Annotated in this window: 8 protein-coding genes and 1 pseudogene; 3 read left to right on the forward strand and 6 right to left on the reverse strand. The window is 68.5% G+C overall.

Annotation, left to right across the window (positions count from 1 at the left end; translation table 11 throughout):
- Positions 1 to 112 precede the first annotated feature (112 nt).
- Positions 113 to 263 (forward strand): annotated as a pseudogene (locus tag ACNPQM_RS42425) (transposase); the annotation flags it as partial.
- Positions 264 to 314: 51 nt separating this feature from the next.
- Here the strand turns inward: ACNPQM_RS42425 and ACNPQM_RS42430 are convergent.
- The 6 genes from ACNPQM_RS42430 to ACNPQM_RS42455 all read right to left on the reverse strand — a co-directional run bounded on the left by ACNPQM_RS42430 (position 315) and on the right by ACNPQM_RS42455 (position 7,304).
- A complete protein-coding gene (locus ACNPQM_RS42430) occupies positions 315 to 875 on the reverse strand; it encodes a cysteine hydrolase family protein (protein WP_418088189.1) in 561 nt (186 codons plus the stop codon).
- Positions 872 to 1,024: a hypothetical protein gene (locus ACNPQM_RS42435; RefSeq protein ID WP_418088190.1), complete on the reverse strand. Its 153-nt coding sequence runs from the start codon at positions 1,022 to 1,024 to the stop codon at positions 872 to 874. Before ACNPQM_RS42435 ends, ACNPQM_RS42430 begins: the two co-directional genes overlap by 4 nt.
- A gap of 801 nt (positions 1,025 to 1,825) precedes the next feature.
- Positions 1,826 to 4,120, reverse strand: coding sequence for a beta-N-acetylglucosaminidase domain-containing protein (locus ACNPQM_RS42440; RefSeq protein ID WP_418088191.1), 2,295 nt, complete (start codon positions 4,118 to 4,120; stop codon positions 1,826 to 1,828).
- 333 nt (positions 4,121 to 4,453) lie between these two features.
- Entirely contained in the window at positions 4,454 to 5,452 is a 999-nt protein-coding gene (locus ACNPQM_RS42445) for an N-acetylglucosamine kinase (protein WP_418088192.1), read from the reverse strand.
- Positions 5,449 to 6,372: an N-acetylmuramic acid 6-phosphate etherase gene (locus ACNPQM_RS42450; RefSeq protein WP_418088193.1), complete on the reverse strand. Its 924-nt coding sequence runs from the start codon at positions 6,370 to 6,372 to the stop codon at positions 5,449 to 5,451. Before ACNPQM_RS42450 ends, ACNPQM_RS42445 begins: the two co-directional genes overlap by 4 nt.
- A 2-nt stretch (positions 6,373 to 6,374) precedes the next feature.
- Complete coding sequence (locus tag ACNPQM_RS42455) at positions 6,375 to 7,304, reverse strand: MurR/RpiR family transcriptional regulator (protein ID WP_418088194.1); 930 nt, start codon at positions 7,302 to 7,304, stop codon at positions 6,375 to 6,377.
- Positions 7,305 to 7,971: 667 nt separating this feature from the next.
- On the opposite strand from ACNPQM_RS42455, the gene ACNPQM_RS42460 reads away from it, so the two are divergent.
- Together ACNPQM_RS42460 and ACNPQM_RS42465 are read left to right on the forward strand one after the other, a co-directional pair.
- Positions 7,972 to 9,195: a glycoside hydrolase family protein gene (locus ACNPQM_RS42460; RefSeq protein ID WP_418088195.1), complete on the forward strand. Its 1,224-nt coding sequence runs from the start codon at positions 7,972 to 7,974 to the stop codon at positions 9,193 to 9,195.
- Positions 9,196 to 9,283: 88 nt separating this feature from the next.
- Positions 9,284 to 10,888, forward strand: a complete 1,605-nt coding sequence (locus ACNPQM_RS42465; protein ID WP_418088196.1) for a hypothetical protein — start codon at positions 9,284 to 9,286, stop codon at positions 10,886 to 10,888.
- The last annotated feature ends 300 nt before the right edge of the window (positions 10,889 to 11,188 follow it).

Genomic DNA, 11,188 nt, shown 5'->3' on the forward strand with positions numbered 1-11,188 from the left:
AACGCAGCGAACTTTGGCGCTTCGCGCCTCCGGGCCGAGGATGCGTTTCCCTCCCCGGCTGAAGCCGGGGATACCCACGCAAGATCACGGATGGAAGGAATGCCACGGTGGGATGGCGACCTCCGTGCTCGGCGGAGTGCAGGAATGTGCCGTAGCCCTGTACCGTGCGGCGGCAGCAGGTAAGCGCACGTATGAGGACGTCGCAGCTGATCTCGGCATCAGTGGCGAGACACTGCGGAACTGGATCCGCAAGGCCGACGCGCAAGCCCGCTCGGGTGCCCCCGCGGCGGAGGCGGGGCGGCCCGGGTCTGCGGCTATCGAGGTGCGGTCGTCTTGAGCCAGTCGTCGACGGTGACGACATCCGCCCACTGCGGGAACAGTCGCTCTGTGAGGGCCCGATGCATCTCTGGGTCGGTGTCCAGACAGGCGTCGGAGAGGACGGTGAGGCCGAAGTCCAGGTCGTTCGCCTGGCATAGGGTGTACAGCACCACAGCGCTGGTGGCGATGCCGGTGAGCACAAGGCTGTCGATACCGCGTGCCTTCAGCACCACGTCGAGATCGCTACCCGAGAACGCGCTCGCCCGTCTCTTGGTGACCACCACCTCGCCCGGCCGGGGCGCGACCTCGGGGTGGATCTCGGTGCCCGGGGCGCCCTCGACGTAGAGGCCGGCCTGTGCGATGGCAGTAAGAGCCCTATTGCGCGTGGAGACCTCCGGGAAACCAGGACGTAACGCGATGACCACGTAGATCACGGGGATGTTCGCCGCCCGGGCTCCGTCGATCGCCCTGCGCAGGCGTGACAGGTATCCGGCGTCGGCGTCGACGATGTCCACGATGGCCCGTTGGACGTCCATCACGAGAAGGGCGCTGCTCATATTGTCTCCAGGAACGATGTCGGTTCGGCGTTGAAACGGGCCGGGCGCTCCATGCTCGGATCCTGCGCGGCCTCGGGCACGGTGGTGGTGCGCCCGTCGGGCAAGATCGGACGGGCACCGGCGATCAGTCGGCGGTTCGTGCGACGCATGGTGAACGACGCCGCCCAGCACGGCCTGGTGGAGAGCCTCGCCGACCCGCCACACCGCCGATCGCCGGGCCGCTTGCGACCACGCGATGAGTCGGGCAGTGGCGGAAGGATGAACTCGTATTCCGCATCGGACCGTCCATGGCGGCGTATCACCCCACCACAATGCACCATCTCTCCGAGAATCTGGTCGCCGCGCTCAATGGTAGCGGGATGGGTCGGTGACGGTTCGCGGGCTGGGAACATGTCCGCGCTCGGCAGGCGGCTGTAGGCGCTGGCCTTCCCACCCGATCGTGTGCATGCCGCGCGGCACGGGGACAGCGGGGCTGGCCGCGCGGATCTATGGGGTCATGCAGAGCGCCGATCGCGGCTGGACATCCGGGCCGTCGCCGGGCCGGTCATGGGAGGCCTGCTCCTGCTCGTCTTCTTCACCGTGGTGGAGGCGCGTTTCACCACCCAACCCAGCGCGCGGCGTCAGATGTGGTGCACCGCAAGGCGGAGGGGCGTCCTCATCCTGGATGTATTCGAGCGTTCCGACAACGCAGCGAGGTGCCGCAGCTGTCGTCGTGCGCTTCCCGGACCCTCGGCCGAAGCCCTGCCCGAATCTGCCACAGAAGTCAGAGGCCGGGCAGCGGGATGTGATCGGTTGCGGCGGAGGACGAGGAGGACACCTCGCCCTGGGCGACGGCCCGTTGATCGGCGAGGTCTCCGCCGTGCCCCCGGGATCACCTACGACGACCCCGGGTGCGTACGGAAGACGTTCCCCGGATTCCACGAGGCGTTCGCGGTGTTCCGGGCGACGGCTCAGCGCTCGTGGACACTTACCTCCCAGAGCGCGATGCCGCGGCCCGTGTTCGACCGGCCCTCGCCGCTCAGGCGCACATAGCGCCCTTCGGCGGCGAGGCCGCGCAGCTCGTCCGCGCCGCCGTCCCCGGTCGCCGCAGTGTGCACGGTCGTCCAGGACGTACCGTCGTCCGACACCTCGACCCGATACGACTTCGGGTACGAGGCGTCCCAGTTCAGGCGCACGCTGCCGATGGTGCGGCGTTCGCCCAGATCGATGCGCAGCCACTGGGAGTTGGACGCCTGGCTCTCCCAGCGGGTGGACGCGTCGCCGTCCACCGCATACGCGGCCGCCCGGCTCGCCGAGATCTGCCCGGAGGCGGTCACCGGGCGGTTCAGCGCCAGGTCGGGCAACCCGATGTTCAGCACTCGGGACAGGAAACTGTCCGCCGTACCGTCGGTGAGCTGCTGCGGGATTGCCGCCAGCGCGGCCCGTTGCTCGCGCAGAACGTCCGCGAGACGCGCGACCTCTGCCGTGTCACCTGCCGCGTCCGCCCGCAGCAGGTCCATCGCCGTACGGCCGGCCTCACCGTACGCGCGGAGCTTCTCCAGCCACGGTCCGGCCTGTGCGGCGAACGCCGGGTCGCCCATGTCGCGCTCGATGCGGCCGGGCACATCCACCAACTCACTGAAGTAATGGTCCAGTTCGGTCAGTGTTGACGTGTCGCCGGGCTTGTCCCACACAGCCGCCACCAGGGCCTTCAGCCGCCCCGCGTCCGCCGTCGACGTCAGCGGGCCGCTCCGCGAGTTCTCCGCGAACAGCTTCAGCGCCGGGTACGCCTTCCCGCCCAGCTCGCGCAGCGCCCGGTCCCAGGACCCCTCCGGGTCGTACGCGGCCGTGTTCCACGTGAAGTCCGCCGCCGTGAACAGGGCGATCAGGGACGGCGCGTGCTGGTTCATCTGGTTCGTGGTGATGCCCTCGACCGTGCCGGTCAGCGTCGGGTCGCGGTCGGTCAGAGGGCCCAGATGGAGGCGGTTGGGTGCGTAGTCGTTCACGGGGTAGTTGTCGAAGATCAGCATGTTGCGGTTGCCGTACGCTGCCTTCGCCGCGGTCGCCTGCGCGTTGGTGATCTGCGGGGAGACCACCTCCGGGCCGGTCCAGTAGATCGAGGTGTCCTTCTCCACCAGCTCGTTGTAGCGCTTCTTGTACGAGGACGGCGTCGCGTTCCAGTACTCGGTGGGGATGGTGATCAGCCGGCTGCCCGGGTGGGACCTGATGAAGTTTGTGTACACGTGGTTCGTGACGTATGCCTGGGCCGCCGCCTTCGGGTTCGCGTCGCCGCCGAACTGCGCGCGGTCCGCCGCACAGCTGATCGGGTTGGAGACGTCGTCCCAGCCGAGCGAGAGATCGCGCACGCCGAGGTCGTACAGCTGCTGGAAGCGGGCGAGGACGAGCTTCAACTCCTCCGGATCCGCGTGGCAGATGCCGTATCCGGGGGCGGTCGGCGCCTCCGGCCCGAGCCGGTAGATGAACCTGATGTGCCGCTTCTTCGCCTCCGCGACGATCGTCCGCAGCTCCTCCAGCCGCATACCGCTGTACGGCTCGCGCCACTTCTGCGCCGCGTTGTGCGGATCGCCGATACGCGGGTGGTAGAGGAATGTGTTCTGCTTGTGCGCGCCGAGAAAGCGGATCTCGCGCAGCTCGTCCTCGTACGACCACTTCGCGCCGTAGAAGGACTCCTGGCCGCCGCGGGTCGCGAAGTCCGGCCAGTCCCGGACGGTGGCGGAGACGACCTTGCGGCCCGTGAACAACTGCCGGAGGGTTTCGGCTGCGTAGTACGTGCCGGCGTCGTCCACGCCGTCCAGGACGGTGCGGTGCCGGGAGACGGAGACGACATACCCGCCCGGCTTGAGGCCCTCGGCGGCGGGCGACACGGGACGCGTGCCGACGTACACCGAGTACGCACCCGGGCGGGCCGCCGATGCCTGGGTGACCTCGCGCACGCCGGCCGCCCGCAGGACCTCGGCCACGGTCGCCACGGCCTGCGGATCGCTCGCGGCGTCGCGCACCACCACGGCGCGCTGCGGCACCGGGAACTCCTTCCCGTACGAAATCTCGTGCGGGACGGGTGACAGGGCCGGTGTGTGGTCACCGCCCCTGCCTGCCGCTTGCGCCGCACCGGCCGGCGGCGGCGCAAGCAGCCCCGCGGGCAATGCCGGCTGTGGGTCGTCCACCGCCCGAGCGGGGACGGTGACCACCGCCGTCACCAGCGCCGTGGTCACCCCTATGAGGGCTGATCTCAAGAAGCGTTGCATGCCTACCTCCTCGTAAGGCCCGCCCGATGGATGCGGGCGGAGTAGGGAGCCGGCTGTCGTGGTGGCGACGCCAACAGTGTTCAACCGGTCGTGGTGGCGAAGGCGTGTATGGCTGTTGGCCGACGGTGATGCCCTGGCCGATGTTGGACAGCCACATACGGGACGGTAATGAGCGGCTGCGGGAATCAGTGCGACAACGTCGCAGTGATTCCCGCGATCAGCCGATCGTGGATGACACCGATCGCGGCGACGCTGCTGACGATGGCCGGCGGCGGCCTCCCTGGGCGCCGCGAGGCCCGCTGGAGGCCGTGGTACTTGTCATGACTGCCTCTTTCATCCGTCGACGTGGTCGAAGTGGGTGAGTGTGAGCAGTGCTTCGTCCGTGGGCAGCGTCCAGGTGCCGGCGGCTGCCGAGGCGGCCAGGCCGAGGGCGCCGTCCAGCGGTTCGCCGTGGGACGCCGCGAGGCGTACACGAGGGCGCAGTTCGCGCAACCGTGTCTCGAACGCGGCGAGCAGCGCGTCGCCGATCCGGAAGAGCTTGCCGGTGCGCCCGATCGGCGCGTCGGCATCGTCGGGGGCCACGGCATGCACGGTCTCCGCGAGGGCCATCCCGGCCCGGACCAGGATGGAGTTCGCCCGCACGTCGCCGTCGCGGGCGCAGGCGGCGACGGCAGGAGCGAAGCCGGCCAACAGGCCGGCACGCTGCGGACTGGGCTGGATCAGCCCAGGCAGTTGCGCTGGCGGGCCGAACTGTCGAACGAGCGCGTCCAGCAGTTGCGGGGAGCCGTCCGGACGGCCGTCGAAGGCGCGCAGCGCCGTCGCCAGGCCCTCACGCCCGATCCAGGCACCGCCGCCTTCGTCGCCGAGGAGGTGTCCCCAGCCGTCGGCTCGGCGCCAGCCTCTCTCAGGGGCAAGTCCCAGGGCGACGGCACCGGTTCCGGCTGCGATCACCGCCCCCGGCTCGGTGCCGATCGTCGCGGCGTAGGCGGCTACCGCGTCGCTCGCCAGCACCACGCGGCGCGCGCGGAACCGGTCGGCCAGCTCATGCGGCAGCCGCTTACGCAGATCGCCGCCGAGCAACGCGAATCCGGTCGCGCCCACGGCGATGGTGTCGACCGTGTTGAGCATGCCGGTCGCGGAGTCGGCCAGCAGTGTCTCCAACGCTGGAACAACCACCTCCAGTACGGCAGCGGCATCCAGGCCGGCCGCACCGATCCTGGCGGGGGCGGACCGGTCCGCCCAGAGGGCCGGCGCGTCCGAACCCAACTCCCGGATGCCGACCCGCACTCCGGTGCCGCCCACGTCCACGCCGGCCACCCGCAGCGCAGTCACGACTCGGGAACCGGATTCACGACTGAGCGGAGGACAGCTTTGACCGAACCTTCATGGCGCGCGAGCAGGTGCCGGGCGCGGTCCGCGGGCAGGTCGGCGAGCAGGCCCACCAGGGCTACCCGGGTATCGCCGCCGGCGGCGGCCAGCGCCCGGCCGGCGGTGTCCGCGTCCACTGCGGCGGCCTCACACAGGAGGCGCACACTGCGGCGCCGCAGTTTGTCGTTGACCGCGGTAAGCGACACCATCAGGTTCGAGTAGGTGCGCCCGAGGCGGACCATCACCGCGGTGGAGAAAGTGGTGAGCACCAGCTTCTGGGCGGTGCCGGCCTTCATCCGGGTGGATCCGGTGATCGCTTCAGGACCGGTCGCCAACGCGATGTGCAGATCCGCGTCGGCTGCCAGCGGTGCGCTCGGGTTCGCCGACACCAGCGCGGTGGCTGCACCGGTGGCACGGGCCCGGCGCAGCGCGCCGCCGACGTAGGGGGTGACACCACTGGCACTGAGCCCGATGGCGAGATCCGCCCCGGTGACCTCGATCGCGTCCAGCGTCCCGGCGTCCGCGTCGTCCTCGACCTCCTCCACAGCCGCGGTCATAGCAGCGGGCCCGCCGGCCAGGTGTGCCACAAAGACTTGGGGCCCGACGCCGAAGGTCGGTATCACTTCGGCAGCGTCGAGCACCCCCAGGCGCCCGGAGGAACCGGCCCCGAAGTAGTGGATCCGGCCGCCGCTGCGCAGGACGTCCACGCCCATGGTGATCAGGTGCGCGATATCCTCGCGGGCGGCGCGGACAGCTTGCAGCGCCTGCCGGTCCTGGTCGGCCATACGGTCGACGAGCTCGGGCACACTGAGCTCGTCCAGGTCGTGTGTCGCCGGGTTGCGGGACTCGGTCAGTGGCGGCGGGACGGTGTCCCTCCCAGTCATGGTCATTCCTTCCCTTTGCTGGTGTCGTGCTCGCTCACGGTCCGGTGCCGCTCGACCGCACGGTAGGCGCGGCTCAGCGCCGAGTTGGTGGCATCTGGACCGCCCGTCTGAGCAAGACGCACGTACAGGCAGTCCACAACGAAGAGTTGGCTGATGCGGCTGACGGTGGCCCCGCTACGGAAGGGCGCCTCCCGTCCCGCAGAGCACAACACCAGATCGGCCAGTGCGGTGATGGGGGAACCGCTGTCATTGGTGAGCGCGAGAGTTGTCGCACCGCGCAGGGCTGCCTCGCGCAGCGGGTCGAGAGTCTCCTGGGTGCGGCCGGAGTGCGAGATTCCGACAGCCACATCGCCGGGCCGCAGATGCGCTGCGTTCATCAGGGCACGGTGCACATCGCTGAACGCGGAGCAGGGCAACCCCAGATGCTGCAGCTTGTACTCCATGTCCGCGGCCACGAGTCCGCTTGACCCGACGCCGTACACCTCGATCCGCCGGGCTCGGGCAAGCAGCCGGCTCGCCGCGTCCAGAGCTGCGGCATCGAGCTGTTCCACACTGTCCTGGATGGCGCCGGCGTCCGCGTGCGCCATCTTGACGATGACCTCGGCGGCTGTGTCGTCGGGCTCGATATCGCCCCGCATGCCTACACGCAGCCGCCATCCGGAGTGCGCGTGCTGCACCGCCGCGGCGAGAGCCAGCCGCAGCTCGGGGTATCCGGAGAGTCCCAGTCGGCGACAGAACCGAGTCACCGAGGTGTCCGACACCTCGGCGCGTCGGGCTACCTGAGAAATGCTCAGCTGGGCGATGCCGGCCGGATCCTCCAGCACCGCCTCTGCTATCGCCTGCTCCTTCGCGGACAGCGAGGGCAGTAGTCCGCGAAGCCGGACCAGCACACCGGCGGTGCGGTCGTCCGGGAGCACGTCCTCTTCGCTCATGTGGAAGTTCCCCATCTCAAACCAAGTTGGCGTGAATCATCAACGCACTGCGCGTGACTGTCAAGGCCTTCAGCGCGAAGAGTTGCCAAAAACGCTATAGGATTCCTCGACAGGCAAGGAGGGTGAGCGTGCCGCCGAAGGTACGCCCAGCATTCACGAGTCTGGCTCGGACGCCCCTCAGCGGCGTACGGACTCCCCCGGCGGCAGGCACCGGCCGTCCGCCATGAAACCCTCAAATCCCTGCGGTACAGGCCCTTTGCGCTACCAAAGCCAATACAACGAGAGCGCTGGGCGCGGTCCGTGCGTCGATGCCTACAGACGGCGGGCTTCTCATGCTCCCGGACGGATCCCTTCCGCCTCACATCTTGACGCGCTCCCGATAGGCGGAAAATCATATAGGCAAAACCCGGAACCGCTCGGCCCTGCCGTCACGGTTCGCCTCACCCATCACTGCACTGCGAGTCAGACCGCACCCCCACGGACACACGCCTGAGGCCCCCGATCGACCCGGTTCGGAGCCTTACGGATGATCGGGGAGCTACACCTCGCTTTCGACTCTCCTCCCTACTGCTCAACCCCATCAACGGGTGACGGCCCAGAGCAAGTTGAGAAATCTCAAAGGGGCCTGTGCACGACGAAGAGCCCCAAGGACCGAAAGGAGCTGGCCTTGACCAGCAGCAATGGCATGACGCGACGCAGGGCGCTCATGACGATACCGGCGGCCCTGGCCGCCACCTCCCTCAGCGGACCGGCGGCCCTGGCCGCCGCCTTGCCCGGTGGACCGGCGGCCGCAGACGACTCAACCAGACCGTCCTCCCCCGATTTCCAGGCAGCGATCCAGCCGGTCGACCCAGCGGTGCAGATCTTCGGTACCGAGGGCTGGTACACCTGGTGCGGCACCCCCATCCGCGGCCGCGACGGGGCGTACTACCTCTTCTATTCACGCTGGCAGCACGGTTCGGCCGGCCGCGGCCCCGACCCCTCGGAGCAGATCTTCTACGGCTTCAGCGGTTGGATGAAGTACAGCGAGATCGCCGTCGCTGTCTCCCCGGGCCCGCAGGGTCCGTACCGGCACGTGCGAACCGTCGTTCAGGGGACGGGTGACCCCGGCCGATGGGACCGCTACAACGCGCACAACCCGCACATCCGCTACTTCCAGGGCCGCTACTACCTGTACTTCATCGCCAACAACCCCGCGAACACCCCCGAGCCGTGGTTCTCCAAGCAGCCCACTCTCTGGCTGCAGTACCACGCCGGCCAGCGCATCGGTGTGATCAGCGCCCGCACCCTGGAGGACCTGATCGCCGGGCGTGGTACCCGCAGCGACGTCCCCATCGCCGGCCCCGACTACGTGAACACCTTCCAGATGGTGGTCAACCCGTCCGTCACCGAGGCCCCCGCTGTGGACGGCCGGCCCCGCTTCCTCATTTCGTACAAGACCTGGGACGCCAAGGGCGTCTACATCACCGTCGTCGGCCAGTCCGACCGTCCCGAGGGCCCCTTCCCTTACACCGCGACCGCCCTGGGCACGCCCGAGACCCAGGCGGAGGATCCGTATCTCTGGTACGACCGTGCCGACCGCCGCTTTTACGCGATCGTCAAGGACTTCTACAGGGGAGCCGACCGGACCCATGCGCTCACTCCCCAGTACGGGGCGCTCGGCATGGTCACCTCGACGGACGGCCTCACATGGGAGCCGGCCGAGCACCCGGTGGTCTCGCTGAGGCAGTTGAGGCTCACCGACGGCTCGCTGATCACTCTCGGTTCGCTGGAGCGACCCCAGCTCCTCTTCGACCACAACGGCCGCCCGATCACACTGCACGCCGCCATGGCCCGCGGCAGCAACTCCGCTGGAACCCAGAACGTCGCCATCCCGCTGAGTTGGCCGTAAGAACGCAGGCCGTGCTGGGGGCCGCACGGGTAATCGACCACCCGCCTGGATGAATGTGGTCGGGCCGCTTTCAGCACACCTTCCCTCTGTGATCGCTACGACACTGGAGATACGCATGGGTTTTCACCGCCGCCGCTTCGGGCATCGCCCGCTGACCATGGTCTGCGCGCTCGCCCTGTCCGCCGGGATCCTCACCACCGGCACGGCTCTCGCGAGGCCGATGGCTGTACCGCAGAAGTATTTCGTCGACTGCTCCGGGGAGTCGGTCGCCGACGAGCACGCACAACCGGGCACGCGTGCACGGCCGTTCACCTCGCTGGAACAGATCAACCAACGCACGCTGCGTCCGGGCAGTGAGGTCTATCTCGCGCGCGGCACGACCTGTCAGGGCACCTTGGTGCTCAACGATTCGGGGACCGCGGTCCGGCCGGTCCGGGTCGACGCCTATGGCGATCCTGACCGGCCCGCACCGCGGATCGACGCGGCCGGTGCCCAGCAGGCCGTGCTGGTGTCCGACGCGGAGTACGTCCACGTCACCGGCCTCGAACTCACCGCCCCAGGCGACAACTCCGCTCCGCGACGCGGCGTGTACGTGCTTGCGAAGGACACCGGACCCATCCACGGCATCGAACTGCGGGGACTGGCCATCCACGACGTGCGCGGCGTCCTCAATGGGCCCCGCACCGGCAACGGCAAGTTCGGTGCCGCATCCGGCGGCATCGTCGTCGAGGCGCAGGGCACGACGACACCGACGTGGTACGAGGACCTGCGCATCGAGGACAACAACCTCCGGGCAGTGGACCGTGAGGGCATCTACACCTGGTCCAACTGGTGCCGCCGGCCAGAGCTCGGCAACTTCTGGGACGACGTGTGCGACGCGCCGTACGCACCTTCGCAAGGCACGATCATCCGCGGCAACAGGCTGTCCGACATCGGCGGCGACGGGATCGCCGTCAAGATGAACAACAACGCGCTGGTCGAGCACAACACACTGGCGGGCTTCAACATGCGCTCCGGCACCTACAACGCCGGCATGTGGACGGCCAACAGCGAGGATGTCACCTTCCAGTACAACGAAGCGTCAGGCGGCCACACCACACTCGACGGCATGGCCTGGGACGTCGATCACGCCACCCGCGGCATCGTCTACCAGTACAACCTCAGTCACGACAACGAGGGTGGCTGGCTGCTGCTGTGCCCGACCTCGACCGGAATCCGGGACTTCGTGGTCCGCTACAACATCAGCATCAACGACCGCTTCCGCGGGGTGGAGAACTGCTCCGGTCACATCTCATCCGGCGCCGTCCACAACAACACCGTCTACATCGGCGACGGCGTCTCCCAAGTCGTGGTCAACGAGAACAACAGTCAGCCCCGCCAAGTGGACTTCGCCAACAACATCATCCACAAGCACGGCACAGGCACTGCCTCCTTCCGGCTGCGATCCGGTCGGTTCGGCTTCGACCACAACCTCTTCTACGGCGTGCCACAACCAATTGGCGCGACCGCGAGCGTGCTCACCGACCCGCTGTTCGAGGCCCCCGGAACCAATGCCCCGGCCGGCTACCACCTGCGCGCCACCTCCCCGGCACTGGGTGCGGGTGCCGTCGTGCCGGACACTGCAGCACACGACTTCTTCCACACCCCCGTACCGCAGAACGAACCACCGACCATCGGTGCGGCACAACAATGACCGGATCTGACACGACGTCCTCCGCTCCCCGACCGGTTCCGCACCGTGTAGACCGTCCACGTCGCTTCCGCAGCGCTCCATCCTCCAACTCACAGGAACACAAGCGGTGAAGATCACGCGGATGCTCGGCTAGAAGACTCATGAAGATCTTGTTGAGGGGCTGTCCGGCCGCAGGCCGGGTGGCCCCTTGGTCTATGTGGTGGCCGGGTTGATCGTCCAGGTGCTGCCGGTGCGGGTGAGTCCGAGGTTGATCAGTCGGCGGAGGTTGAGGGCGGCGGCTCGGGTGTGGAGCCAGGTGTC

The sequence above is a fragment of the Streptomyces sp. NPDC056231 genome (assembly GCF_048270745.1).
GTDB lineage: Bacteria > Actinomycetota > Actinomycetes > Streptomycetales > Streptomycetaceae > Streptomyces.

Bases quoted from the DNA above. Each gene is read 5' to 3' on its own strand.
- ACNPQM_RS42455 (WP_418088194.1), bottom strand. From the start codon at position 7,304: ATGAGCGAAGAGGACGTGCTCCCGGACGACCGCACCGCCGGTGTGCTG.
- ACNPQM_RS42430 (WP_418088189.1), bottom strand. From the start codon at position 875: ATGAGCAGCGCCCTTCTCGTGATGGACGTCCAACGGGCCATCGTGGAC.
- ACNPQM_RS42440 (WP_418088191.1), bottom strand. From the start codon at position 4,120: ATGCAACGCTTCTTGAGATCAGCCCTCATAGGGGTGACCACGGCGCTG.
- ACNPQM_RS42435 (WP_418088190.1), bottom strand. From the start codon at position 1,024: ATGCGTCGCACGAACCGCCGACTGATCGCCGGTGCCCGTCCGATCTTG.
- ACNPQM_RS42450 (WP_418088193.1), bottom strand. From the start codon at position 6,372: ATGACTGGGAGGGACACCGTCCCGCCGCCACTGACCGAGTCCCGCAAC.